The sequence below is a fragment of the Kribbella yunnanensis genome (assembly GCF_039529655.1).
GTDB classification, from domain to species: domain Bacteria; phylum Actinomycetota; class Actinomycetes; order Propionibacteriales; family Kribbellaceae; genus Kribbella; species Kribbella yunnanensis.
The window spans coordinates 41,723-67,774 of sequence record NZ_BAAANF010000011.1 but is presented as its reverse complement, the minus strand read 5'-3'; the positions used below and the strand labels follow the sequence as shown (position 1 = coordinate 67,774).

The following is a 26,052-nucleotide window of genomic DNA, read 5'->3' as shown; positions in this document are numbered from 1 at the left end:
CTCTGCCGGAAAAGTTCGATGTTTGTCTGTGCCCTTTAAGGCTTTCTTCTCAAGTTCTCAGCAAGCACTCAGACGACCTGATGCAGCCACCGAACCGGAGCGCCGTCTCCGGCGTACCGGAAGGGTTCGAGCTCGTCGTCCCACGGCCGGCCGAGCAAACGCTCGACCTCTTCGGTCAGATCGGCCTCGCCGGTGGCCGCCTTCAGCATCGCTGCCTTCAACCGCTCCTCCGGCACCATGATGTCGCCGTGCACCCCGGTGGTCGCATGGAAGATGCCGAGCGTCGGCGTGAACGAATAGCGCTCGCCCTCGACGCCGTTCGTCGGTTCCTCGGTCACCTCGAAACGCAGCTTCTGCCAACCGCGCAGGGCAGACGCCAGCTTCGCCGCCGTACCGGCCTCGGCCTGCCAGGACAGCTCAGCCCGATACGTGCCCTGTGCCGCGGGCTGCGGCGTCCAGTCGAGTTTCACAGGCACGCCAAGTACGCCGCCTGCGGCCCACTCGACATGCGGACACAACGCTGACGGCACCGTGTGGACGTACAAAACGCCACGAGTCGTCGCCACCGGGACCTCCTGTGTTCGAGGGGCGCCTTCCCCAGCGATCTCGAGCACAACTCCGGCCATCCCAGCAGATGACTGGGTCCATCTTGCACCACGACCCCCACGAACACCAGTAACCTCGCCGTGTCAACCACATCACGGCCGTGTCGTGACATCACGCCCGCACCTTTGGCAGGTGCGGGCGTGATGAGAGGTGGGTCAGACCGTCTTGAAGGCGATCGCGGCGTTGTGGCCGCCGAAGCCGAACGAGTTGTTCAGTGCGGCCAGGTCGCCGTCGGCCAGCTCGCGCTGTTCGGTGGCGATGTCCAGCTCGATCTGGTCGTCGAGCTTGTCGAGGTTGATGGTCGGCGGTACGACGCGGTGGTGCAGCGCGAGCACTGTCGCGATCGACTCGACTGCGCCGGCCGCGCCGAGCAGGTGGCCGATCATCGACTTCGGTGCCGTGGCGATCGCGTTGTCGGTGGCGCTGCCGAGCGCGAGCCGGATCGCCAGCGACTCGGCGATGTCGCCCTGCGGGGTCGACGTGGCGTGCGCGTTGATGTGCTTGATGTCGGTCGGGCTGAGGTCGCCCTCGGCCAGCGCCCGCTCCATGGCCCGGCGTGCGCCGGAACCGGTCGGGTCGGGCTGCGCGATGTCGTGACCGTCGGCGGAGATGCCGGCACCGGCGACCTCGGCGTAGATCTTCGCGCCGCGCGCGACCGCGTGCTCGTAGGACTCCAGCACAAGTACGCCGGCGCCCTCACCAAGCAGGAAGCCGTCGCGGTCGGCGTCCCACGGCCGGGAGGCGCGCTCGGGCTCGTCGTTGCGCTTGCTGAGCGCCATCATCTGGCCGAACGCGGCGAGCGGCAGCGGCATGATCGTGCCCTCGGTGCCACCAGCCAGTACGACGTCCGCGCGGCCGAGCCGGATCTGATCCAGGCCGAGCGCGATCGCTTCGTTGCCGGAGGCACAGGCCGAGACCGGGGTGTGCACACCGGCTTTCGCGCCGAACTCGAGGCCGACGTACGCGGCGGAGGAGTTCGGCATCAGCATCGGGATGGCCAACGGTGAGACGCGGCGCGGGTTCTTCAGCAGCGCGTCGTAGTTGGACAGGGTGGTGTGCAGGCCACCGATGCCGGTGGCAACGGCCACACCGAGCCGCTCCTTGTCGAGCCCGGAGTCCTCCAGGCCGGCGTCGGCCCAGGCCTCACGAGCGGCCACCACGGCCAGTTGGGCGTTGCGGTCGAGGCGGCGGGCCTTCACGCGCTCGATGACCTCGGTCGGCTCGACGGCCACCGGGGCGGCGATCTGGACGGCCAGGTTCTGCACCCAGTCGTCGGTCAGCCGGCGTGCGCCGGAACGTCCGGCCAGCAGGCCTTCCCAGGAGCTGGCCACATCGCCGCCGAGCGGGGTGGTGGCTCCGAGCCCGGTGATCACGACTCGGGTTTTCGACATCTGTACCTCATCCTTCACGAGATCTGGGGGAGTTTTGGGAGGGCCGGCCGGTGGTGCTCATCGGTTCTGAGCCCGACGAGCACCGGCCAGCACGGGAACGGCCTGGATCAGCCGTTCAGGCCACGCTCGATGAACGCGACGGCGTCGCCGACGGTCTTCAGGTTCTTGACCTCGTCGTCGGGGATCTTCACGTCGAACTTCTCCTCGGCGGCCACGACGACCTCCACCATGGAGAGCGAGTCGACGTCGAGGTCGTCGGTGAAGGACTTGTCCAGCTGGACGTCCTCGACCGGGATACCGGCGATCTCGTTCACGATCTCGGCGAGGTCGGAACGGATCTCTTCGGTGCTGGCCATTGCGGTGTTCCCTTCGAATGATGTGATTCAGCCGGTGCGGCCACCTGAGCCGCCCCGGACAACTATGTCCGACTACCAGTGCAGCCGGATGGCTAGGGCAGGCGGATGACCTGGGCGGCGTACACGAGGCCGGCGCCGAAGCCGATGACGAGGGCGAGGTCGCCGCTCTTGGCTTCGCCGGACTCGCGCATCGCGGTGATCGCGAGCGGGATCGACGCGGCGGACGTGTTGCCCTGCCGTTCGATGTCGCGGGCAACCTTCACGTGCTCGGGCAGTTTGAGGGCGCGGCGCATCGCGTCGGTGATCCGCATGTTCGCCTGGTGCGGCACGAACAGGTCGAGCTCGTCGGCCGCGACGCCGGCCACGTCGAGCGCCTGCTGGGCGGTCTTGGCCATCTCGAACGACGCCCAGCGGAAGACCGGGTTGCCTTCCATCGTGAGGTGCGGCCAGTTCTGGGTGCCGGCCGCCTCCTGCCAGGACTCCTTCTGACTGATCACCGCGTGCTGGGTGCCGTCGGAACCCCACACCACCGGACCGATGCCCGGCTCGTCCGCCGGGCCGACCACGGCCGCACCCGCGCCGTCGGCGAAGATGAACGCCGTACCGCGGTCGTTGCGGTCGGTGAGGTCGCTGAGGCGCTCGACGCCGATCGCCAGCACGTACTTGGCGCTGCCGCCGCGGACCATGTCACTGGCCAGCGCGAGGCCGTAGCAGAACCCGGCGCACGCCGCGGAGACGTCGAACGCGGCCGCCGTCGGGGCGCCCACCTCGACGGCGATCCGGGTCGCGATCGCGGGCGTCTGGTAGAGGTGCGTGACGGTGGAGACCACGACACAGCCGATCTGGGCCGGATCGATCCCGGACTCCTTCAGCGCGTCCTTGGCCGCCTCGACCGACATCATCAGCACGGTCTCGTCGTCGGAGGCCCAGCGGCGCTCCTTGATCCCGGACCGGGTCTGGATCCACTCGTCACTGGAGTCGATCTGATCGACGATCTCCGAGTTCGGCACGACCCGGCGCGGCCGGTACGACCCGATCCCCAGAACTGCGGCGTACTGCGAGCCGGTCGGCGAAGTGATTGCGGTCATGCGGTGCCTCCGTGCTTGGCGACGAATGCGCGGGCGTCATCGAGCTGGTCCGGGGTCTTCAGGGCGAAGGTCTCGACGCCCTTCAGGTTGCGCTTGGCGATCCCGACCAGCGTGCCGGCCGGCGGCAGCTCGAGGATGCCGGTGACACCGAGGTCGGTGAAGGTCTGCATGCACAGGTCCCAGCGGACGGGGGAGTTCACCTGGGCGACGATCCGCTGCAGGGCGTCCTGGCCGTCGGTGACGACCTGGCCGTCGCGGTTGGAGAGCAGCTTGGTGGTCGGCTCACCGGTCCCGATCGCCGTCGCGTACTTCGCGAGGGTCTGGACGGCCGGCTCCATGTGCTTGGTGTGGAACGCACCGGCCACCGACAGCGGGATCAGCCGGGACTTCGCGGGCGGGTCCTCGGCGAACGCGGCGAGCTCCTCGACCGTGCCGGCCGCGACGATCTGGCCGGGGCCGTTGTCGTTGGCGGGCGTCAGCCCGTACTCCGCGAGCTTCGCGAGCACCTCGTCGCGGTCACCACCGAGGACGGCGGTCATCGATGTCGCGGTCAGCGCGGCCGCACCGGCCATCGCCTTCCCGCGCTCGCGCACCAGCACCATCGCCTGCTCGACGGTCAATGCACCGGCCAGCGCGGCAGCGGCGAGCTCACCGACACTGTGACCGGCGAGTGCACCGACCTGGGCCGGGTCCGTGAACAGCGCCGGCGCTGTCGCCAGCCCGGCCGCGACCAGCAGCGGCTGCGCGATCGCGGTGTCGCGGATGGTGTCGGCATCCGCCTGGGTGCCGTAGTGGGCGAGGTCGAGACCGGCGACCGCGGAGAGCCAGTTGAGCCGGCTCTCGAACGCGGGATCGGCGAGCCACGGCTCGAGGAAACCTGGGGTCTGGGCACCCTGACCGGGCGCGACGATGACGAGCACGTGACCACTCTCCCTGTTCCAAGCCGTTCGCGGGCCGGAAAGCAGCACGAATTCTGACCGGCCCTGTTTGTGGAGATCCTACAAAACGGGGTTTCCCGGTTCCGGATTGAGCAGGCGGCCGAGGGCGAGTGCGACACGCAAGGTGAAAGCGTCGCGGGGATTCAGCGGCTGGTAGCCCGTGAGATCGGCCACACGCTTCAACCGGTACCGGACGGTATTGGCGTGGATGAACATCGCCCGGGCCGTCGCCTCGATCGAACCACCGGAGTCCAGGTACGCCGAAACAGTGTCGAGCAGCACGCCTTCGCCCACTGTGAGCGGGCCGTAGACCTCAGTCGCCAGTTGCCGGCGGGCATGGCCGTCTCCGGAGAGTGACCGTTCGGGGAGCAGTTCGTCGGCCTGGACCGGCCGTGGAGCCGCGGGCCAAGCCGGTACGGCGCGGAGTCCGGCGACCGCCGCCCGAGCCGACGTCACGGCCGCCATCAGGTCTTTCACCACCGGTCCGACCACGATCGGGCCGGGTCCGAACCAGTGGGCGAGCCTTTGTACGATCTCCACAGGTTTGCTGGTACCGCCGAGCACCACCACCAGCCGATCGCCCTGGATCGCGCACAGAGCGTCAGCACCCGCCTCACGAGCGGCGTGCCGGACGGCGTCGGCCACGTTCGCGTTGCCCTCAGCCGCCGGCGCGCGGCCGACGACCACGGCGACTTCGGCGGATCCCGTCGTACCAGCGGCTCCGGTCCAGCCCAGGGCGGACGCGCGCGAGCGAACCGAATCGTCGGCCTCGCCGCGGATCACCGAGTCCACCACGAGCGCTTCCAGCCGCGCGTCCCAGGCCCCACGCATCTCGGCGGCCTGCGCGTAGACGGTCGCGGCCGCGAACGCGACCTCACGCGCATACCGCTGCATCGCCTCCCGCACGGCCGGTACGTCGTCGGCCGGCAACAGGTCGTCGAACGCCGTCTCCATCATCTCGATCGTCGTCCGAACCAGGTCGACCGTCTGATGCAGCGAGATCACCCGGGTGAACTCCCGCGGCGCGGACCCGAAGATCCGCGTCGGCATCGACGAGTGCTCCTCAGGATCCCGGAACCAGTCGACGAACGCGGTGATCCCCGACTGCGCCACCAGCCCGATCCACGACCGATCCTGCGCCGACAACCCCCGGAACCACGGCAGCTTCTCCTCCATAGCCGCCGTAGCCGCAGTAGCCAGCGCCCCCGTCTGCCCCTGCAGCCGATCAGCGCGAGCCAAGTGCGCCCTGGTCTCCGCCTTGCCCACCCCCCGACCCTAGCCCCACCACCTGCCCCGCCCCCGCCCCGCCGCGAACCATTTGCTGGGTTCACCCACGAGCTTGTGGGTTCCCCACCCGCATGCGGGTGCAGAACCCACCACCTGATGGGTGAACCCACGAGATGGTGGGTTCAAGAGGGGGGAATCGGGTGGGGCAACCCGCCACCTGGTGGGTCTACCCACGAGATGGCGCGATGATGGGGGGATGACGGACAAGGCTGGGGTGGATGCTGCCGTTGAGGCGTTGCGGGCTATTGGGTATTACCTGGAGCGGGATCGGCAGCCTACGCATCGGGTGAAGGCTTATCGGCGGGCGGCGGACACGATCGAGGCGTTGCCGGCGGCGGAGGTGCGGGCGCGGCGGCGGGCCGGGACACTGACCGAGTTGCCGGGGATCGGGCCGAAGACCGAGGCGGTGATCCTGGAGGCGATGGACGGCGCCACGCCGTCGTACCTGACCAAGCTGGAGGGGTCGGCCGGTGAGCTGACCGATGAGGGTACGGCGATGCGCGCGGCACTGCAGGCCGATCTGCATCTGCATTCGGAGTGGTCCGATGGTGGCAGCCCGATCGAGGAGATGGCGCGTACGGCGCATCGTCTCGGGCACAAGTACATGGCGCTCACCGATCATTCGCCACGCCTCACGGTCGCGAACGGGTTGTCGCGGGAACGACGGCTGCAGCAGCTCGAGGTGGTTGCCGAACTCAACAAGAAGTTGTCCAAGGAGCTCGACGGGTTCACCATCCTCAACGGGATCGAGGTCGACATCCTCGACGACGGCTCGCTCGACTGCGACTCCGAGATCCTCGCCCGCCTCGACCTCGTCGTGGCCAGCGTGCACTCCAAACTCCGGATGGCGTCCGAGCCGATGACCGAGCGGATGGTTCGCGCGGTCGCCAACCCGCATGTCGACGTACTGGGGCATTGCACCGGCCGGTTGATCACCGGCGACCGCGGTACCCGGCCCGAGTCCGAGTTCGACGCCGAGGTCGTCTTCGAGGCCTGCCGCCAGTTCGGTACCGCGGTCGAGATCAACTCCCGCCCCGAACGCCTCGACCCGCCGAAACGCCTGCTCGCCCTGGCCGCCGAGATGGACTGCGTGTTCAGCATCGACACCGATGCGCACGCACCCGGTCAGCTCGACTGGCAGGTCTACGGCTGCGAACGCGCCGAAGCCTGCGACATCACCCCGGAACGCGTCATCAACACCTGGGACCGTGACGAGCTGCTGGCCTGGACCGCCCAGTGACCTACTTGCTTCCCGACCTGCCCACGTCGGGCGGGTGCACTGTCACCCCACTGATCGACGGCGCCGAGCACTCGGCCACAATTCGCGAGGCGCTGGAATCCGTCGGCCCGGGCGGGTTCGTGTACCTGACCGGCTGGTGGCTGGGCCTCGGCCGCGGTGGCTTCGAACTGCTCCCGAACGGCGACGCCCGGCTGACCGACGCGCCGCCGTACTGCGTTGATCCGTGGCCGAACGGGGAGCCCTTCGTCGACCCGGCAAATGAAGAGTCCGCGCTGGTGAAGTTGCTGGCGGCAAGGATCACCGCCGGGGCAGAGGTTCGCGCGCTCGGCTGGGTGTCGGCCTCGGCCGTTCGCCACCCGCGGGTGACCAAGCTCAGTGGCGCGGCGCACGTGACGGCGATCAACACCCTCACCCTGCGCTCGCTCCGTGAGCTGCGCGCGGTGGGCGCGGAGGCGCTGCCGAGCACGATCGGCCACCTGGCCGGTTCGAGTCACAGCAAGCTGGTGCTGATCTCGGACGGGCAGAACGCCGTCGGGTTCACCGGCGGCCTCGACCTCGAGCTGAGCCGCTGGTCGCGTCCGGAACACGAAGGGCGGCAGATCTGGCACGACGTCGTCGCTCGCGTCGAAGGCCCAGCCGTCCAGGGCTTCTACGACCACTTCCGCACGCTGTGGGAAGCCAGCCGCTCAGGCCGCCCGCAGAACCTCCCCCTCGACAACGATCGGTTCGTGTCGATCCCATCCGGTACGACGTCGCTGCCGCCGCGCGCCGTCCCGGTCCGCGCGCCCGACGGAACGCAGTCCGTGCAGAACCTCCGCACCCTGCCGTCGACCAAGTACCCCTGGTACGTGCCGACCCGGCCCAAACCGTTGCCCGAGGCAAACGTCTTCGAGTACCGCGATGCGCTACGTCACGCGATCGGTCAGGCGCAGAAGTACGTCTATCTAGAGGACCCGCTGATGTGGTCCGGCGAGGTGATGACCTGGGTCCGCGACGCCGTGCGCCGGTGCCCGGACCTGCGCGTGATCCTGCTGACCGCCGGTGTCGACGACCCGAACGACCCGCCCCTCCCGCATCCGGAGTACTTCTGCCAGGCCGTCAACCACGCGCTCCTGGCCGGGCTGGACGACAGCGAGCGGGCGCGCATCTCGGCGTACCGGCGTCGTGGTGTCGTGGTCCACGCCAAGACCGTGCTGGTCGACGACGAGTGGGCCTGCATCGGTTCCTGCAATCTCGCGCAACGGTCGTTCTACACCGACATCGAGCACGGCATCGCCTTCACCGGCGACATCCCGTCGTACCGCGAGAAGCTCTGGAGCCACCACCTCGGTACGACGCCCGCCGGGGCCCTGCCGGCCTGGCTCGACGCCTGGCCAACCGCCGAGCCGCTCGACCCGATCGCGCTACCGGTCGACGAGGTCCCGTTCAGCGCCCGCCAGCGCCGGCGCTATCAGGACTTTCATGATCCGGATTCCCGGGAGTGGCAGGTCCGGATTCTTTGACCAGCCAGTCGACGTAATCGACGTGGCGGAAGCGGTAGCTCGCCCCCGACTGTTGCAGGATGCCGCGGCGGCGCGCGTCCTCGAGGAACGTGAGCAGCCGCCAAGGAAGGTCGACCGGGGTGTGCGAGCGCCACAGCAGCTTGGCCAGGAAGAAGCGGAACCACGCGACCGCTCCGGCTGAAGGATCGACGTCCTCGGACTTGAACAGCAGATGCACCACTGCCCAGGGCAGGCCGTTGAACATCCCGCCGGACAGACCGGCGAAAATGCCGAGGGAGAGTGCCAGCACCGGTCCGGACAGAATCCAGCAGGCAATCGCGCAGGCGAGACCGTAGGCGATGAAGTACGCGAGCACGAACATGCGCTCGCGCTTCAGGACGCCGGCCGGGCTGACCGCGTCCTCGACCTTGACCGTGCTCGTGAGGCCGTAGACGATTCCGAGCGGCAGGCCGAACCCGGCCAGCGCCCAGACCGCGGACAGGTCGTGCTGCAGGACGAACACCGCCCCACCGCCCACCAATCCGACCAGCAGCCCGCCTGCGAGCCCAACCACGAAACGACCTCCGAAGCGGAACTCGACCGTGGTCGGCTTGAGCCGCGAGTGCGCCGCACTCACCCCGATGACCGTGCCGACCGCGACACCGAAGAAGAGTCCGATCTCCGGGCTGAACAGGTAACCGACTCCGATACCGACGCCGACACCTGTGGTCAGCAGTGCGGTGAGCGCGGCCAGCCGGCCGACGACCGGCTCGGCGGCGTCCGCGAGGCGCCACCAGGAGATCAGGTCGTCCGCAGTCTCGCCGGAAGTCTTCGTCCGGCGCCGCCGGTCGACGTCGCGGGCGAGGTAGGTGATCCAGCGCGTGACGGCCTGCACATCCCAGGTCCGGGCATTCGGTCCCCACCGCGGGTGCTTGGTGAACCGGGCCGGGATCAGGGCTTTGAAGACCTTCTCCTTGATCTGCTTCGCGGTCACCCCCTGCCCGGTCAGGGCGCCCGGATCGCCTGCGAAGGTGACCGAGGCGAGCCACACCATCAGCGGGGTCGACAAGGCGTCGGCGAGCGGCTTGTGCTCGCGCAGTTCGGCCGCCCAGGCCTCGGGCGCGCTGTCCCGGACATCGCGCAGATACTTGACGATGTCGTCGACGAGCAGCGGCTGGATCTCGACCACCGCCGTCCCGGCCACGCCGAGTCGGCCGTGCCTGCCGCGCACGGCATCGCCGTACTCCTCCGGCCGGCTGGTCAGCACGAACTGGAACTCCCGGTCATGCTCCGACAGCAGTTCCAGCGCTGTGACCCGCCGCGGCGCGGGCATCTCGTCCAGACCGTCGAACATCGGCAGGACGCGTTCACGGACCAGCCGGAGCAGATCGGCGCGGCGGTCGTCCTTCTTCCGGCCGCGCGAGAACTTCAGGCCGGAATAGGTGTCGAGCAGGAAGTCGGCCAAGAAGTCGTCGACGTCCTTGCGGACGTCCCAGGCCGACAGCGGGACGAGCACCGGAACCCGGCCGCCGATCCTGTCCGGTGCCTTGAGCAGCTGCTGCATGAGCTCCAGTAGCAGGCCGCTCTTGCCCGCACCACCTTCACCGAGAATCACCCAGCGACGCCGCCGCAGGCGCAGGAACTGCTCGGTGACGTCGTCCCATTCGCCGGCCAGCGAGCTGCGCATGACCTTGCGTCCGTCGCTGTCCATCAGATCCACGGCCGCTGCCGACCAGCGCACCGGCAGGTGTTCCTCGTTCAGCTGGTTCGCCTTCCGGTCGCCGTTGTTCTGGCCGTCCAGGCGTCCCCTGAGTTGTTCGGTGAGCGAATCGACGTCGGAGGTCCCCGGAGTGCCTGGGGTCAGCCAGAAGCCGGCGATCGCGAAGCCGACAGTGGCGACCAGGCCCAGGATGTCGACGATCGGACTGGCCGTCAGCTCGCGCAGAACCAGCACGCCGGCCGCCATCAGTGCCGCGCACAGGAAAGCCCCCAGAACTTTTCGTGCCATGTGTGATTGTCCAATAACTCATGGTCACCACGCCACTCGGGCATGTCGGCGTACATTTTCTGCATGAGCGACTTGGAGAAGAATCCGGCCGAGGTCGTCTGCTCCGGGTCGGAGCAGGGGCCCGTGTTCGAGTTGCTGGAGCCGCGCGAGGTCGTCCTGGGCCGGTCGACCAAGGTGCGGCGGTTGCTGCCGAACAAGAACCGCCGGATGGTCGGCGCCTGGTGCTTCGTCGACCACTACGGTCCCGACGACCTGGACCGGCGGGTCGATTCGTACGACGCGCCGGGGGAGCGCGGCATGCTCGTACCACCGCATCCGCACACGAGTCTGCAGACCGTGAGCTGGTTGTTCGAAGGCGAGATCGAACATCGCGACAGCGTCGGTTCACATGCGTTCGTTCGCCCCGGCGAGCTCAACATCATGACGGCCGGCAACGGCATCGCGCACTCCGAGGTCTCCACCCCCGACGCGCCGCCCCGACTCCACGGCGCCCAACTCTGGGTCGCCCTCCCGGACTCCGTCCGTACGACGACCCCGCCGGCCTTCAATGCGTACGCCGACCTCCCGCAACTCGACCTCGACGGCGCCCACCTCACCGTCATGATCGGTACCGTCGCCGGCGTGACGTCCCCGGCCCCCGCGTTCACCCCGCTGGTCGGCGCCGACATCACCATCCAGCCCGGCCGAACCCTCCCGCTCCCACTCACCCCTTCCAACGAGTACGCCGTACTGGTCGTCGAAGGCTCGGTCACCGTCGGACACCTCACCCCGGGGTTCGGTGAGCTGGCCTACCTCGGCGCCGGCCGCGACACCGTCGACTTGGTTGCCTCCGACAACGGCGTACGCCTGCTCCTGCTCGGCGGCGAACCCCTCACCGAAGAACTCGTCATGTGGTGGAACTTCATCGGCCGCACCCACGAAGACATCGTCGAAGCCCGCAACACCTGGCAGTCCGCCATAACCACCACCGGCAACGCCCGCTTTCCCAAGGTCCCCGGCTACGACGGCGACCCGCTGCCGGCCCCGCCGCTTCCCGGCACCACCCTCAAGCCCAGGCCGCGGGCGAGATAGGTCAGAGGAGGTCGTGGTCGCGCGCGTAGGCGACGGCTGCGGTGCGGGAGGGCACGTCGAGCTTGGCGAAGATGTTGGTCAGATGCCTGGCCACGGTCTTGTCGCTCAGCACCAGGGTGCGCGCGATCTCGGTGTTGCTGTTGCCGACAGCAACCAAGCGCAGGACTTCGAGTTCGCGACCGGTCAGGCCGCCGGCCGAGTCCCGGTTCAGTAGCCGCTGCGCCTCGAGCCGGGCCGGCGCCGCGCCGAGCTCGGTGAACGTTCGGCACGCTGCCGTCAGAGCTGTGGCGGCCGCGTCCTCGTCGCCGAGCGCCAGCATCGAGCGGCCCAGCAGGACCCTGGCGCGGGCGGCTTCATAAGGAGCGTGGAGCTCGCCCCAGAGTTGTGCAGCGGCCCGGGCCTGCCGGGCAGCCTGATCGGGGTTCTCGGTGACCAGGCCCAGGCAGTACGCCGCCGACGCGCGCAGGCCGGTGCAGCCGAAGGAGTCCGCGATCGTGGCCAGTTCCGCAGCCGCCGCCTCGGCCTCGGCGGTGGCGTCCGCGGCCAGCAGGACCTCGACGGAGCCCGCGAGCAAGCGTGAACGGTGGACCGGATCGACGGTTTCGGCGAGCAGACGGCGTACGGCGACGACGGCACCGGCCACCCGGCCGCGGGCGATCATGAGTAGCGCGCGGCCGGGTTGCGGCTCGTGGCCGTAGCCGGCGGCTTCGTCGTACGACGCCTCCGCGGCCGCGTAGTCACCGCGGATCCGCAGGACGTCGCCACGTTCGCTCAACGCGAGTCCCGCCGCGGCGGCGGACCCGGCCGCGACGTAGCGCCGACAGGCATCCTCGAACTCGGCCAGCGCCTCCGGGTACGCCGCATGCAGCCGGAGGATCTGACCGCGATGTACGGCGCACTGTCCGGTGAACGGGACCAGATCCGGCTGACTGTCGCACCAGCGGGTCAGCGCCGTCGTCCAGGATGAGGCGCGGGCGAAGTCGAGGACTTCCTGGCAGGCCTCGATCATGGCGCAGTACACGTTGCCGGCGAAGATCGGGGAGAGCTCACCGACGGCGACCCCGACCATGGCTTCGTCGAGCAAGGCCAGGCCTTCGGTGACCTGGCCGGTGTACATCAGCATCCGTCCTTTGCAGACGAGTCCCTGCGCGAGCAGGTCCGGGTCGCCGTGCCTGCGTCCGACGACCACGATCTCGTCGCCGATGGCCAGTGCGCCGGTGATGTCGCCGTGGTCGAGGCAGGCGAAGAAGTCGTGGATCCGCAGGTATCCGCGCTCGACCACGTCCGACGGCTGGTCGGCGAGGAGCCGCTCGGCCCGGGCGGCCCAGCCGTTGCCCACGGCCCCTTCACCGCGCATTGCGAGCACGAGCGAGAGCCAGAACGCGAACCGTACGGCGCCCAGCACCTCGCCGGTGTCGATCTGCGACCGATAGCCCTGCTGCAGGGCGCGGATGCAGGCGTCGGTGTCACCGAGCAGGAAGGCTGCGGTACCCAGCGTCAGCAGTTCCTCCGGCCCGAGTTGGCCGTCCAGCGCAGCCAATCGGTCGTAGGCGACCGCCCAGTCGCGCTGCTCGAACGCGCTCCTGGCTCGCTGCAGATCATCGACTATCCCCATCACCTGCCCCCACAGGCGAGCATGCGCCCCGGATCACGCAGCGGCAAGAGTCCGGGACCGCGCTGCGATGCGGCGAGCGACGTACGCCGCATCCCGTCCGACGCCGGGGAGCACCATCGAGGAGAAGGCGTACTGGAAGCACAGCCCGCAGAAGAACAGGCCGGGCGCGCCCTCGGCCACCCCGCGGTACTCGCGCGGCCAGGCGTCCGCGCCCACCACCGGAACCTTGATCCAGTCGAACACCTGCCGGAACCCGGTGGCCCAGACGACGTTCGCGACGTCGAGCACGCGGCCGTCGCTCAGCATCGGTTGTCCGTCCTGGACACCGGTGACGCGCTCGTGGACCCGCTCGACCCCGCGCGCGAGCAGGTCTGCGCGCTTCACGCGGATCATCGGGCCGCCGTGCTGCCGTAGGTCTTCCATCGCCGCCTTCGCGAGCGGCGACCGCCGGGTGATCACGTGCCGCCCCACGAACAGGAACACCGGCCAGAACACCTTCTGCCCCGGACGGCCCGGCGTGAACGGTATCTGCCCCGGGTCCCGCCCGCACAGCACCGTCTCGTGGGTCTGCGCGACCTCGTAGGCAATGTCGGTCCCGGAATGCGAGCCGCCGACGACGAGTACCGGACCGTCCTTCAGCTGGTCCGGACGGCGGTACTCGGACGAGTGCAGCTGGCGGATCGACGGGTCGAGGTCGGCTGCGCAGTCCGGGAGGTACGGCGTCCGTCCGAACGTGCCCGTGGCGACAACCACGTTGTCCGCGGTGAACGTCTCGCGGCCGACCGTGAGGAGCCAGTGGTCGTCGACCCGTTCGAGCCGGTCGACCCGGGTGTTGTGGCGGATCGGCAGCTGGAAGTGATCGGCGTACGACGTGAGGTAGTCGGCGACCTCGTCCTTCGACGGGTAGTTCCACGGTTCACCCGGGAAACCGAGGCCCGGAAGTCCGTCGTACTTGGCCGGTGAGTACAGCCTCAGGCTGTCCCACTGCGCCCGCCACTGGTCGCCGATCCGGGCGCTCCCGTCCAGGATCGTGAACGACTCGCCGAGCCGCTGCAGGTGATAGCCGGTCGCGAGGCCGGCCTGTCCCGCGCCGATGATGATGGTGTTCATGTGAGCCTCCGCTCCTCCGTTCGGACGCTGCGAAACCGCAACCACCACAACAACATCAGCGCCGACGTCAACACGTAGAAGCCGTGCAGGAACCAGATCGGCCCGGCCGGCAGGTGCACCACGTAGATGCAGTGGACGGCATTGCCGACGTTGGCCAGGACGAGATTCGCCGGACTGTACGACGCCAGGTCGCGCGTCCGGATCGCCTTCACCACCATCGGCAGCGCGCTCGACGCGAACAGGACGGTTGACACCATCCCCGCCACCAGAGCAACGCCTCCGCCAGTCATGTCACCGACGGTACGAACTACGGCCGGCCGCTCGCGTCGGACGGAATACGCATCTTCCGCGGCGTCCGGCGTACGAGGTTTGTCGTACGACGGCGGTGGTAGGCCCAGGTGACGGCGAGGAGCGCCGGACCCCAGAGGTGCAGGAGGCTGTAGCTGCCGACCATGAGGTACTGCCAGAAGGTGCTGGTGAAGAAGAGGAAGCCTTCGGTGTAGGCGTTGCGCATGGCGTAGGCCCAGAGGGCGATGAGGGCGAGGCCGCCCAGGGTCGCGGGGATGACGGCGGCGTACGGCGCGACGCGGCGGCCGCCGATGAAGGGGATCCAGGTGGGGACGATCTCGCCCCAGCGTTGGACCAGGCCGAGGCTGGTGAGGGCCAGGGCCTCCAGGAAGAGGGACAGGCCGACGATGTAGAGCTTGGGGCCGAAGCCGTGGACGTAGGTTTCCTGTCCGGTTTCGTCGAGCATGCCCATCGAGGAGCCGAAGACGAAGCCTAGTCGCCAGAGGCTTGAGGGTAGGACGAAGAACGGGATGGCGTGGGCGAGGCGGTGGGCCCAGCGGGGGACGGGACGGGCGGTTGCTTGCATGGTTCGAGCATCGCCCGGTGCGGGCTGATGGGCTTCACCCGCGGGAGTGAAGCCCATCCCTCCTAAGAGCTGTGGTCTTGCTTGGTGTGGTGCTTGATCCAGGGAGCCAACGTGTAGAGGGCCAGGGCGAAGACGATGGTGACGATCGCCAGGCCGCCGAAGTAGGCGGTGTCGGAGGCGCCTTCGGTGGCCTGGACCAGCTGGGCGGTGATCGCCTGGCCGGCGGCGGGTGCGAGGAACCAGAGCGCCATCATCTGGCTGAGGAACGCGCGCGGTGCCAGCACGGTGGTGGCGGCCAGGCCGACGGGGGAGAGGAAGAGCTCGCCGAGAGTCTGGATGACGTAGACGAGGACGAGCCAGAGCGGGGATGCGAGCTTGGCGCCGGCGACGTTCGAGGCCAGGGCCATCACGGCGAACGAGATACCGGCCAGCAGCAGGCCGGTGGCGAACTTCTGGCCGATACTCGGACCGCGATCACCGAGCTTGATCCAGATCACCGCGAAGACCGGCGCCAGGATGATGATCGAGAACGGGTTGATCGACTGGAAGAACTCCGGCGAGATGTTGGCGCCGAACAGGTCCAGGTTGGTCCGGTCGGCGGCGAACGAGGTCAGCGTGGTCGCAGCCTGCTCGAAGACCATGAAGAACAGCATCGCCGCGATGAACAACGGGATGTACGCGCGGACCCGCTGCCGCTCGACCGGCGTCACCAGCGGGCTGCGCAGCAGCATGGTGAAGTAGGCGATCGGGGCGAGGAAGCACAGGTAGGAGATCGCGTCGACAACCGGCTTCGGACCGAACCCGCCGGACAGCCACGCCGACAGCAGGAACACGACCACGAGCAGACCCAGTACGGCGGCGCTGACCTTGATCATGGTCGGCCGGTCCGCTGCGGTGAGCGGGTTCGGCGGGGTGTCGCCACGGCCGTGCAGGGTGCGCCGGCCGAGCAGGTAGGCGACCAGCGCCAGCGACATCCCGACCGCGGCGGCCGCGAACGCGACGTGGAAGCCGAACTCCCGGCGCAGGAACCCGACCACGAACGGAGCCGAGAACGAGCCGATGTTGATCCCCATGTAGAAGATCGAGAACGCCGAATCGCGGCGTGCGTCGCCTTGTTCGTAAAGGGTTCCGACCATCGTCGACACGTTCGGCTTCAGCAAACCGGTGCCGAGGGCAACGAGCGCGATGCCCGCGTACGCCGTACCGTTCGCGGGCAGCGCGAGACAGAGGTGGCCGGCCACGATGACGGAACCGCCGTACAGGACGGTCCGGCGGGCGCCGAAGACGCGATCGGCGAACCAGCCGCCGAGCACGGAGAGCAGGTAGACCGAAGCGCCGTAGATCGACACCACGGCCTGGCCGAGCGATTCGCCGAGGCCGAGTCCGTGCGCTTTGTCGGTCAGGTAGAGCAGCAGGATGGCGCGCATCCCGTAGTAGCTGAACCGCTCCCATAGTTCGGTGGTGAACAGCGTCATCAACCCACGCGGATGCCCGAAGAAGGTCTTCTCCGAACTCTCGGCCGACTGCGATACCGACACGGTTCACTACTCCCTGTTCACCTGGTTGCGCTGTGCACCTTCTTTCGGGCACCGACCGTAACCCGTCCGGTCCCGAACCGCCAGCCGGGGACCCTCGGAGATGTTACGTTCCGCTCCAGGTCAATTCCGCCCAGTCACCAAGGTCTCCGCCCATGTCCGCTCACCCCCGCCTGCTCGCGCTGGCAACCGCCGTGCTGCTCGCCACCACCGCCGTACTGTCCAGTGCGACCCAAGTCACGGCGGCCGAACCCACCGGACGCGGCGGCTCGAACTTCACCTGGTTCCGCCTCGACGGCTGCGACCGCGAGCCCTACTCGACGATCAGCGCGTTCCACCAGGCCGAACCGGAGATCCGTTCGGTCCTCAAGCAGTTGTACGACGGCGGTCAGCGGCGGCTGCGGATCGGAATCTTCCATCAACGTGGTCACGCTCCCGGCGGCACGGTGATGGACTCGGCCGGTGGGAATCTGTCGGCGCAGAACCGCGCCAACCTGAGCGGGTTCCTGGCGGCGATCAAGCAGGCCGGTTTCCTGGAGGTCGAGGTTGCGTTCCACCCGATCGGCGTGAACGACCCGCATGGCTGGAAGAGCTTCAGCGCTAGCCACTACGCGGAGAATCGGGATCTGATCGGCAACCTCCGGCCGCTGATCGCGGCGGCCGGCATCCCGTACACGATCGATCTGCTCAACGAAGGTCTGCCGATGACCAGCGAGTCGGTCCTGAAGGACTACTCGACTCGGCTCTGGGCCGATTACACCGCGCGCTTCGGCAAGGGCGACACCGTCGGCTTCTCGATGACGGTGTGGATCGCCAACCGGGTCGAGACGATGGCGAGCGTGTACGGCGGCAATCTGCCGGACGTGTTCGACGTGCACCTGTACGGCGATGATCGGGGGAACGGCGACGAGTACGAGCAGTTCGTTGCCGCGCACCAGGCGATGGCCGAGCGCGGGTACAGCCAGGGGTGGATCATCGGCGAGGTGCATTACGCCGACGCCGCCGCGGCCGGCAAGATTCGGCGCGCGATGGCGGACACGGGGCGGACGGTTTTCTACCTCACCCAGTGGCCGTGGACTCGCGCGAAGCGGTGTCCGGACGTCGATGTCGCGCCGCCGACAGACTTTGCGGCGTACCTGGCCGAGGGGTTCTGAGGCGGGGATCGGTGATGGGGACCGAGGCCAGGAGCTTCTGCGTGTAAGTGTGTTGTGGTCGCTCGAACAGGTCCTCGGTGTCGGCCTCCTCGACGATCTTCCCGCGGTACATGACCGCCACTCGATCGCACAGGTGCTGCACAACGGACAGGTCGTGGGAGATGAAGACATAGGTCAGCTCGAACTCGTCCTGCAGGTCTTCGAGCAGGTTCAGGATCTGGCTGCGGACGGACACGTCGAGCGCACTCACCGCCTCGTCGGCGACTACCAGGCGCGGCTGGGTGACGAGTGCACGGGCGATGCCGATCCGCTGCCGCTCGCCGCCGGAGAACGCGTGCGGATACCGGCGCATGAGCTCGGGACGCAGGCCGCAGCGTCGGAGTGCGTCGGCGACTTGGTCGGTGAGCGCGCTGCCTGACGCTAGCTTGTTGACGATGAGTGGTTCGGCGACGATCTGCTGGACCGTCATCCGTGGGTTGAGTGACGAGTTCGGGTCCTGGAAGACGGTCCGGATCTCCGTGCGCAACGGGCGGAGTTCGGCGCGGGACAGTACGGCGAGATCGACCTCGGAGCCGTCGGTACGGCGGTAGTGCAGCTGACCGCTGGTTGGCTGATGAGCCCGCAGGATGCACCGCCCGAGCGTGGTCTTCCCCGAGCCCGATTCGCCCACCAGCCCGAGCGTCGCACCCCGCCGTACGACGAGACTCACGTCATCAACCGCCTGCACCGACGTCCGCCGCCCGAACAGCCCAGACCCACTCGAAAACCGCATCGACAGGTTCACCACCCGCAGGATGTCGTCACCCCGCATGAGCAGGCTCCTCATGCCCATCCCGAATGCTGTCGGCAGTCGGATAATGCACACAGCGAACTTCTCTATCACCAGTGTTTACAGGGGGTGGAGGTTGTTGGTCGCAGAGGTTCGGTACGGCGTGGTCGCATCTGGTGCGGTAGGGGCAGCCGGTGGGGCGTTGTTGGGGGTGGGGGACCTGGCCGCGGATGGTGGGGAGGCGGCGGCGGACTCGGCGTTCGATTCGGGGGACGGCACGGAGGAGTGCTCGGGTGTAGGGATGGCGCGGGTCGTGGAACAGCGAGTCGACATCGCATTCCTCGACGACTGTGCCGAGGTACATCACGGCTACTCGGTCGGCGAGTTCGGCGACGACGCCTAGGTCGTGGGTGATGAACAGCATCGCCATCCCGCGGTCCTCCTGCAGTGAGCGCAACAGGTCGAGGATCTGCGCTTGGGTGGTGACGTCGAGGGCGGTGGTCGGCTCGTCGGCGATCAGTAGTTGCGGGCGGCAAGCGAGTGCCATTGCGATCATCGCGCGCTGCCGCATCCCGCCGGAGAGTTGGAACGAGTACGCGTCGATCCGCTGCTCCGGTTGGGGGATCCCGACACTGCGCAGTTCGTCGATGGCGCGTTCCCGGGCCTCGCGTTTACCCAGCCGCTCGTGCAGCAGCAAGGTCTCAGTGAGTTGGCGGCCGATCGTGTGGACCGGGCTCAGCGCGGCCATCGGTTCCTGGAACACCATGCCGATCTCCTTGCCCCGGATCCGCCGCATCTCGGCACCCGTCGGATCCAGCGCAGCCAGATCGACCGCCGCACCTGCCGACTGATAACGGATGCGTCCAGCAACGATCCGCCCCGGCGGATCGATCAACCGCAGAATCGACCGAGCGGTGACGCTCTTCCCGCAGCCGGACTCGCCGACAACACACACGGTCTGCCCCGGTTCGACCCGCAGGCTGACGTCGTCGACTGCACGTACCAGTCCGTCGGCCGTGGCGAAGTGGGTGCTCAACCCGTCGATCTCCAGCAGACTCATCAGCGGCCTCACGACTCATAGGGGTCGGCGGCGTCGCGCAGTCCGTCGCCGACGAAGTTGAGTGCCATCACCGTGATCACGACCGCGACTCCGGCCGACAGCAGCCAAGGCGCCGCAGACAGCACCCGGATGCTCTGGGCGCTCCCAAGCAACACACCCCAGCTGACCACCGGAGCCTGCAGACCGAGCCCCAGGAACGACAGGGCGGTCTCGCCAAGGATCATCCCCGGTACGGCGAGGGTCAGCGACGCGATGATGTGACTCGTGAACGCGGGCAGCATGTGTCGCCCGACCACCCGATGCCAACGCGCCCCGTCGAGTTCCGCGGCCAGCACGAAGTCCTCGCCCCGGATCTGCAGGAACCGGCTTCGGATCACCCGCGCCAGCCCGGTCCACCCGATCAGCGACAGGATCAGCGTGATCGCGAAGTACGTCTTCAACGGACTCCACCCCGGCGGTACGGCGGCGGCGAGCCCGAGCCACAACGGCAGTGTCGGGATCGACATGAAGAACTCGATCACCCGCTGCACGATCCCGTCGGTCAACCCACCGAAGTACCCCGAGATGCCACCGAGGAGCAGTCCGAGCACGAGCGCGGCCGCGACCCCGATCAGGCCAACCGACATCGAGATCCGGGTGCCGTAGATCAGCCGGGACAGCTGGTCGCGTCCCTGCTCATCCGTCCCGAGCAGGTGGAACGGCGCGGTCGCATCACGAGTGCTGATCAGATGGCGGTCGGCCGGGATCAGCCCCCATAGCTTGTACGAATCACCCTTCGCGAACAGGCGTACGCCGTACCGCTGCGACTTGTCGACGGTGTAGTCGCGGAGCAGCGTCTCGGGGTTGGGTGTGCCCTGGTAGCCGTTGACGTAGAGGTGTGGGCTCGAGGTGAGCGAGACCTTGAGCACCTGTGGCGGGGCGAACGCGCGGTCGGCGGCGTAGGTGTCTTGGGCGTGCGGGGCGAGGAACTCGCAGAACACGGCGACGAAGTAGATGAAGCCGACAATCCACAGTGAGACCACCGCGAGCTTGTTGCGCTTGAACCGGCGCCAGACGAGGGTGCGCTGGGACGCCAGGGCGAGGGTGGGCGCGGTGTCAGAGGCGGCGGATAGGTCGACGAGTGACGGCGTCCCGGTCATCCGACGTACCCCACGCGGACCCGTGGATCGACGACGGCCAGCAGCAGGTCGGACAACAGCGTGCCAATCACCGTCAGAATGCAGGCGATCAGGATGATGCCGCCGGCCAGATACATGTCCTGGCTCTTCAATGCGTTGAGCAGCAGCGGCCCGGTGGTCTCCAACCCGAGCACGGTCGCGACCAGGACCTCGCCGTCGAACAGCGCGGGGATCGTCCAGCCAATAGTGGCGATGAACGGATTCAGCGCGACCCGGGTCGGGTAGCGCAGCAACAGCCGGCGTTCGGTCAGACCGCGCGCACGTGCGGCGGTCACGTACGGCTTGTGCAGCTCGTCCAGCAGGTTGGCGCGCAGCACGCGGACCGTGCCGGCGATGCCGCCCGAGGCGAGTACGAGGACGGGCAACCACAGGTGGCTGACCAGGTCGAGCAGCTTGCCGAGGTTCCAGGCCGCGCCCTCGAACTCCGGCGAGAAGATGCCGGACACCGTCCGCCCGAACAGCTTGAACTGCAGATACACCGCGGTCAGCGCGATCAGGAAGCCGGGGATCGCGAGACCGAGAAAGCTCAACGTCGTGATGACGTAGTCGAGTTTCGAGTACCGCCTGGCCGCCGAATAGATACCGGCGGCCAGCGCGACACTCCACCCGACGATCCAGGTCACGAGACCGAGCGCCAACGTCAGCGGCAGCCGCTCACCGAGCAGGGTCGAGACGGGTTTGTTGTACTCGAACGACGTACCGAAGTCGCCGTGCAGCACGATGTTGGTGATCCATCGCCAGTACTGCTCCAGCGGCGACGCGTCCAACGCGTACTGCTGCCGCAACGCCACCAACTGCTCGGGCGGCAGTGTCTGCCCCTGCGCCTGCAGCTTGGCGACCACCGTGGTCAGGTAGTCGCCCGGCGGCAGCTGGATGATCAGGAACGACACCAGCGAGATCAGTACGACGGTCGGCAGCATCGCGAGTAATCGGCGTACCAGGTAGCCACCCATGTCAGCTGTGCTTGTCCGGGTTGTCGAAGTACATCTGTTCCGGGGCTGACGCGTTCTCGTAGTGGGTGCGGAAGCTGGCGATTGCATCCGGTCGGACGTTGCGCAGGTCGCCGGCCGAGATCAGCGGCTGGAACGGCGTCGCGACCGTGCCGATGATCCAGACGTTCTCGTCGTGGAGCCGGAGGATCTGGCGGCCGAGGTCGAGTCGCTTGGTGTCGTCGGCGGTGATCAGCAGCTCGTCGTAGATGGTCTGCAGCTTGCGGATGTCGCCGCTGGGTTCGAGGGCGAACTTGTCCTTCGGGTTCCCGTACCAGTTGCCGTATTTCGGCGCCCAATAGGTCAGCCCGCTGGTGGGGATGTACCAGAGCGAGTCGATGTCCCACAGGATTGTGGCCGGGGGATAGGCAACCAGGTCGTAGTCGCCGTGCGGGATCTCCTCGTACCAGAGGTCCAGCGACATCGGCTTCGCGACCAGGTCGATGCCGACGGCCTTCCAGTACCGGCGCGCGTACTCGAGGACGGTGATGGACGCGATCCCCACGCCGACCTCGAAGCAGCGGCCGACCAGCTGGAGCTTCTTGCCGTCCGGTCGCAGCCGCATACCGTCGGAACCACGCCGAGTCAGGCCGGCCGCGTCCAGGCGCTTGTTGGCCTCGGCGACGTCGTACGAGATGAACCGCTGGCCCATGCCGTCTTCCCAGTACTCGTCCTCGGGCTGGGCGCACGGGTGCCGGATGAATCCCTGGCCGGCCAGCAGGGCGTCGTTCATCTCCTTGCGGTTAATCGCGTGCGACAACCCGGCGCGGAAGTCGATCTTCTGGAACAGCTCCCTCAGGACCGGATCGGGGTGGCTCTGGTTGAAGTTGAGTGACGTGTTCGGTTCAGCGACCCAGCGGTTGACCTTGTAGCCCTTGGACTGCTGGTTGCGGATCAGCAAGGGCAGTTGCTCGGCCTGAATATCGGTCACCTGGAGGTCGAGTTGACCGTTCGCCGCGCGCAATCCGAGCGTCTCGGCCGGCATCACCGTGTACTGCTGACTGTCGATGTACGGCAGTTGGCGGCCCTGCTCGTCGACCTTCCAGTAGTACGGATTGCGCTCTAGTCGAGCGGTAACGCCGGAACCGCGCAGCGGCGCGACGAGCTTCCACGGTCCGAGCACCGGGACGTCGGCGTTCTTCCAGATGTTCCGGCGGGCGGTGAAGAAGTCGGCCCAGGTCGAGGCTGGATTCTGCTTCATCGCGGCCTGGATCTGCGCCGGAGTGGCGAACTCCTTGTGGAACTGTTTCAGGTAGTGCGCCGGCAGCAACAGCGCCGAACTGGAGCCGAAACCAGTCAGCCCGATGAAGCACAGATAGCGAAGCAACAACCCGTGCGGTACGGCGAACTCCATCCGCAGCGTGTGGTCGTCGACCTTGACGAACTTGCCGGGCTTGCCGCCCGGGCTCAGCCAGCCGGGGAAGATCGGGTTCAGCTCTTTGTTCAGGAACGACTTCTCGTAGGCGAATATCAGGTCGTCGGTCGTGAACGGCTGGCCGTCGGACCACTTCAGGCCTTCGCGCAGGTGGAAGACGTAGACCTTGCCGCCGTCCAGTACCTCCCACTTCTCGGCCAGACCCGGACCGACCTTGGCCGGAGTCGTCGGCGTCCACTCGACCAAGCCGGCGAACTCGACGTACCCGTTCTGCGCGGCGTTGCGGTCGATCGAGCCGCGCTGCAGGACGCCGCCGTACTTGCCGGCGGACTGGATCGGTTTGAGCACCATCGGGTTCCTCGGCAGCCGCTGCTCGAGTGGTGGCAGCTTGCCGTCCTTGACCAGGCGTGCGAGCGCCGGCGACTCCTTGGCGCCCGCGTCGGCGGTGGCACCGGAGGCCGTGGTCTTCTTCGCGTCGGTGGAGAAGAACGAGCACCCCGTGACGGCGGCGGCGGACAGGGACAGACCGGACACCCGGAGGAAGGTCCGGCGGTTCAGCGGTTCGGACATCGATTTCCTCCTTTCTCCGGAAGGTCGCACGATTCTGGAGTGACTTCAAGATCTGAGATAGATTTCTGTGATTCCGTATATACCAATTGGCGCAGAAGGCTTCGGGTAAGGAGCTAGACTGCGATTCCGACGCGAAGGGTGGGACAGCATGGACAGCACTGAGGAGCGGTCGCCGTCACCGGCGGTGGCGCGGGCGCTGACGGTGCTCGAAACCCTCGTCACCTCCGACGAGGAGCTGACGCTGACCGCGCTGGCGAAGAAGGCGAACATCCCGCTCGCCACCTGCGCGTCGATCGTCTACACCCTCGAGCAGCGCGACTACGCCAGCCGCCGGGTGGTAGGGCGCAGTCACTTCTGGCGGCCGACCCTGCGGCTGTACGGGCTGGCCACGCAGCTGATCCGCAAGGTCGACCTGTCCTCGGTCGCGAATCGCGAGCTGCGCGAGGTGGCCGACCGGCTCGGCATGCCGGTGCACATCGGCGTCCTGACCGGCACCTCGATCGTGTACGTCGCCAAGGCCGCGATGCCGGGGTTCATCCAGTTCGACACGTACCCGGGCAAGGTCTCGCATTTCAACCTGACCGCACTGGGGAAGGCGATCGCGGCGTACCTGCCGGATGAGGAACTGACCCCGCTGCTCGGTCATCTGGAGCAGGGCTACGGGCCGAAGGCGAAGCCGGTCAATGAAGAGACCTTCCGGGCCGAGCTGGCCAAGGTGCACAAACAGGGCTTCGCGGTCGAGGACCAGGAAGAGCAGGCCGACATCGCGTGTGTCGCGGCGCCGTTCTTCACTGCGGGTGAGCACGTCGCGGGCGCGGTCGGCGTGACGTCGTTCGCCCGCGATCTGACCCGCGAAAAGCGCAAGCAGGCACAGACCGCGCTGGTCCAGCTCGCCGCGACGATCTCGGAACGCCTCGGCGCCGAAGTGGTCTAACCGAACTTCCCCTCCCGAAATGGAGTGGTTCTCGATGGGTTCGTATCCAGTCCCGGTCGGCGGCATCAAAGCGACCCTGACCGGTGGCAACACCGTCGGGGCCGCGCTGCGGGAGCGTGCACCGCGCGCCGACGGCTACCGGCACCTCGACACGCCCGCCCTGATCAGCCGCCTGCTGCAGTTGCGGGTCAACACCTACCTGTTCTGCATCTGGGATTCGCCGACCGATTTCGACGACCTGTGCAACGAGTTCCTGCCCGCGGCCGCTGTCGCCGGGATCGACGTGATCCCGTACATCGTCCCGCCGAGCGAGACCTCGGACTACGGTCGCGCGTCCCGCCCGTACCGGCTCGACTACGTGGGTTGGGCGAAGGCGTTCGCGGAGCTCGCGGTCAAGTACCCGAACTTCAAAGCCTGGGCGATCGACGACTTCGAGGTCGGCGCGAACGCCGAGCTGTTCACGCCGTCGTACATGCGTGAGTTTCTGGACGCTGCCAAGGCGATCAGCCCGGAGCTGCGGTTCTACACCTGCGCGTACTTCGGCCGGGCCACGGATCCGACGTTCCTCGACAAGTACGCGCCGTACGTCGACGGGATCATCTACCCGTTCCTCGACGGTCACCACGAGAACACCACGGTCGCCGACTCGCTCGGTGCGTGCCTCGACGAGATCCTCGGCCACACCGACCCACGCGGTCTCGAACTGATCCCGCTGCTCTACACCGGCCGCTTCCTCGACGCGCCGCTGCACGCAACACCGGCGTACTGCACGGCGACCCTCACCACCACGGCCCAGTACGTCGCCTCCGGCCGGATCCCCGGCGTGATTGCGTACGGGACCCAGCTGGACGACGGCCCGGCGCCGTCGGCGGACAACAAGGCGCTCTACGGCGTGGGCCGGCTCGCGCTGGTCAACAATCGGGCTCGGACGCCGGCCAAGTCGTACGCCTCGGCCTCGCAACGGGTGCGGGTCGATCCGCGGCTGAATCGGTACGAGGTGTCGTTCTGGTACCACCGCTGGTTCCTCGCCGGCGGTATCGAGCCGGGTGTCTATCAGCTCGAACTGCTGATCGACGGCGCGGTCGTGTGGACGATGGATCTGCACGAGCAGCGCTGGCCCGTGTGGACCAATGGTAACGGGATGGAAGGGCCGGTCGACGTCACTCGTTATGTTGCCGATCGCAACGACATCGATCTGACGTTTCGGCTGCGGGCGCTGAAGGACACGGTGGGGCAGTACATCGACGTCGGTGTGGACCACGTCGAGGCCATCGGTCTGGACGTGCGGAACGGCGGCTTCGAGGAGAGCGGTGACTGGATCCTCCGGACCAGTGGTCCACTCGTGTCCGTGATCGACCATTACCTCGCCGACCGTCCGGCACGTATCTTCGCAGCGATCTCACGCAGTTTCGGGGCGACGTAA

Annotated in this window: 23 protein-coding genes; 6 read left to right on the top strand and 17 right to left on the bottom strand. The window is 67.8% G+C overall.

Annotated features, from left to right (window positions below):
• Positions 1-68 precede the first annotated feature (68 nt).
• The 6 genes from ABD231_RS17295 to ABD231_RS17270 form a co-directional block, all read right to left on the bottom strand.
• Complete coding sequence (locus ABD231_RS17295) at positions 69-566, bottom strand: DUF3145 domain-containing protein (RefSeq protein WP_132174216.1); 498 nt, start codon at positions 564-566, stop codon at positions 69-71.
• Between the two features lie 195 nt (positions 567-761).
• Complete coding sequence (gene fabF / locus ABD231_RS17290; RefSeq protein WP_344152294.1) at positions 762-1,997, bottom strand: beta-ketoacyl-ACP synthase II; 1,236 nt, start codon at positions 1,995-1,997, stop codon at positions 762-764.
• Positions 1,998-2,104: 107 nt separating this feature from the next.
• On the bottom strand, positions 2,105-2,353 hold the full coding sequence (locus ABD231_RS17285; RefSeq protein ID WP_132170617.1) for an acyl carrier protein: 249 nt from the start codon (positions 2,351-2,353) through the stop codon (positions 2,105-2,107).
• Between the two features lie 92 nt (positions 2,354-2,445).
• Entirely contained in the window at positions 2,446-3,441 is a 996-nt protein-coding gene (locus tag ABD231_RS17280) for a beta-ketoacyl-ACP synthase III (protein ID WP_344152285.1), read from the bottom strand.
• Positions 3,438-4,361: an ACP S-malonyltransferase gene (locus ABD231_RS17275; RefSeq protein WP_344152282.1), complete on the bottom strand. Its 924-nt coding sequence runs from the start codon at positions 4,359-4,361 to the stop codon at positions 3,438-3,440. The genes ABD231_RS17280 and ABD231_RS17275 overlap by 4 nt, the downstream gene beginning before the upstream one ends.
• Positions 4,362-4,439: 78 nt before the next feature.
• Complete coding sequence (locus ABD231_RS17270; protein WP_344152279.1) at positions 4,440-5,645, bottom strand: PucR family transcriptional regulator; 1,206 nt, start codon at positions 5,643-5,645, stop codon at positions 4,440-4,442.
• 217 nt (positions 5,646-5,862) lie between these two features.
• Between ABD231_RS17270 and ABD231_RS17265 the strand changes: the two genes are divergently transcribed.
• Positions 5,863-6,906: a PHP domain-containing protein gene (locus ABD231_RS17265; RefSeq protein ID WP_344152276.1), complete on the top strand. Its 1,044-nt coding sequence runs from the start codon at positions 5,863-5,865 to the stop codon at positions 6,904-6,906.
• On the top strand, positions 6,903-8,408 hold the full coding sequence (locus tag ABD231_RS17260) for a phospholipase D-like domain-containing protein (protein ID WP_344152273.1): 1,506 nt from the start codon (positions 6,903-6,905) through the stop codon (positions 8,406-8,408). The genes ABD231_RS17265 and ABD231_RS17260 overlap by 4 nt, the downstream gene beginning before the upstream one ends.
• Here the strand turns inward: ABD231_RS17260 and ABD231_RS17255 are convergent.
• Positions 8,332-10,395, bottom strand: a complete 2,064-nt coding sequence (locus ABD231_RS17255) for an NACHT domain-containing protein (RefSeq protein ID WP_344152270.1) — start codon at positions 10,393-10,395, stop codon at positions 8,332-8,334. The genes ABD231_RS17260 and ABD231_RS17255 overlap by 77 nt on opposite strands.
• A 63-nt stretch (positions 10,396-10,458) precedes the next feature.
• Between ABD231_RS17255 and ABD231_RS17250 the strand changes: the two genes are divergently transcribed.
• Positions 10,459-11,466, top strand: coding sequence for a pirin family protein (locus ABD231_RS17250; RefSeq protein WP_344152267.1), 1,008 nt, complete (start codon positions 10,459-10,461; stop codon positions 11,464-11,466).
• 1 nt (position 11,467) lies between these two features.
• On the opposite strand, the gene ABD231_RS17245 is transcribed toward ABD231_RS17250, so the two are convergent.
• The 5 genes from ABD231_RS17245 to ABD231_RS17225 all read right to left on the bottom strand — a co-directional run bounded on the left by ABD231_RS17245 (position 11,468) and on the right by ABD231_RS17225 (position 16,603).
• Positions 11,468-13,081: a LuxR C-terminal-related transcriptional regulator gene (locus ABD231_RS17245; protein ID WP_344152264.1), complete on the bottom strand. Its 1,614-nt coding sequence runs from the start codon at positions 13,079-13,081 to the stop codon at positions 11,468-11,470.
• A 33-nt stretch (positions 13,082-13,114) separates the two neighbouring features.
• Entirely contained in the window at positions 13,115-14,191 is a 1,077-nt protein-coding gene (locus ABD231_RS17240; RefSeq protein WP_344152261.1) for a flavin-containing monooxygenase, read from the bottom strand.
• The gene (locus ABD231_RS17235; RefSeq protein ID WP_344152258.1) at positions 14,188-14,481 is read right to left on the bottom strand and encodes a hypothetical protein; all 294 of its coding nucleotides are present in this window, start codon (positions 14,479-14,481) and stop codon (positions 14,188-14,190) included. The genes ABD231_RS17240 and ABD231_RS17235 overlap by 4 nt, the downstream gene beginning before the upstream one ends.
• A 17-nt stretch (positions 14,482-14,498) precedes the next feature.
• Complete coding sequence (locus ABD231_RS17230; RefSeq protein ID WP_344152255.1) at positions 14,499-15,065, bottom strand: hypothetical protein; 567 nt, start codon at positions 15,063-15,065, stop codon at positions 14,499-14,501.
• Positions 15,066-15,127: 62 nt separating this feature from the next.
• Positions 15,128-16,603 carry a peptide MFS transporter gene (locus tag ABD231_RS17225; protein ID WP_344152252.1) on the bottom strand — a complete coding sequence of 492 codons (1,476 nt, stop codon included), beginning with the start codon at positions 16,601-16,603 and terminating at the stop codon, positions 15,128-15,130.
• Between the two features lie 152 nt (positions 16,604-16,755).
• On the opposite strand from ABD231_RS17225, the gene ABD231_RS17220 reads away from it, so the two are divergent.
• The gene (locus ABD231_RS17220) at positions 16,756-17,754 is read left to right on the top strand and encodes a hypothetical protein (RefSeq protein WP_344152249.1); all 999 of its coding nucleotides are present in this window, start codon (positions 16,756-16,758) and stop codon (positions 17,752-17,754) included.
• Here ABD231_RS17220 and ABD231_RS17215 read toward each other — a convergent pair.
• From ABD231_RS17215 to ABD231_RS17195, 5 genes are read right to left on the bottom strand one after another with little or no spacing between them, the layout of a single operon-like run.
• Positions 17,660-18,565 carry an ABC transporter ATP-binding protein gene (locus tag ABD231_RS17215; protein ID WP_344152246.1) on the bottom strand — a complete coding sequence of 302 codons (906 nt, stop codon included), beginning with the start codon at positions 18,563-18,565 and terminating at the stop codon, positions 17,660-17,662. The genes ABD231_RS17220 and ABD231_RS17215 overlap by 95 nt on opposite strands.
• Positions 18,555-19,583, bottom strand: coding sequence for an ABC transporter ATP-binding protein (locus tag ABD231_RS17210; RefSeq protein WP_344152243.1), 1,029 nt, complete (start codon positions 19,581-19,583; stop codon positions 18,555-18,557). Before ABD231_RS17210 ends, ABD231_RS17215 begins: the two co-directional genes overlap by 11 nt.
• Positions 19,584-19,591: 8 nt before the next feature.
• On the bottom strand, positions 19,592-20,722 hold the full coding sequence (locus tag ABD231_RS17205; RefSeq protein WP_344152240.1) for an ABC transporter permease: 1,131 nt from the start codon (positions 20,720-20,722) through the stop codon (positions 19,592-19,594).
• Positions 20,719-21,714: an ABC transporter permease gene (locus ABD231_RS17200; RefSeq protein ID WP_344152237.1), complete on the bottom strand. Its 996-nt coding sequence runs from the start codon at positions 21,712-21,714 to the stop codon at positions 20,719-20,721. Before ABD231_RS17200 ends, ABD231_RS17205 begins: the two co-directional genes overlap by 4 nt.
• Position 21,715: 1 nt before the next feature.
• Entirely contained in the window at positions 21,716-23,695 is a 1,980-nt protein-coding gene (locus tag ABD231_RS17195) for an ABC transporter substrate-binding protein (protein WP_344152234.1), read from the bottom strand.
• A gap of 148 nt (positions 23,696-23,843) precedes the next feature.
• Between ABD231_RS17195 and ABD231_RS17190 the strand changes: the two genes are divergently transcribed.
• Both ABD231_RS17190 and ABD231_RS17185 read left to right on the top strand, forming a co-directional pair.
• Complete coding sequence (locus ABD231_RS17190) at positions 23,844-24,629, top strand: IclR family transcriptional regulator (RefSeq protein WP_344152231.1); 786 nt, start codon at positions 23,844-23,846, stop codon at positions 24,627-24,629.
• Between the two features lie 34 nt (positions 24,630-24,663).
• Complete coding sequence (locus tag ABD231_RS17185) at positions 24,664-26,052, top strand: hypothetical protein (RefSeq protein ID WP_344152228.1); 1,389 nt, start codon at positions 24,664-24,666, stop codon at positions 26,050-26,052.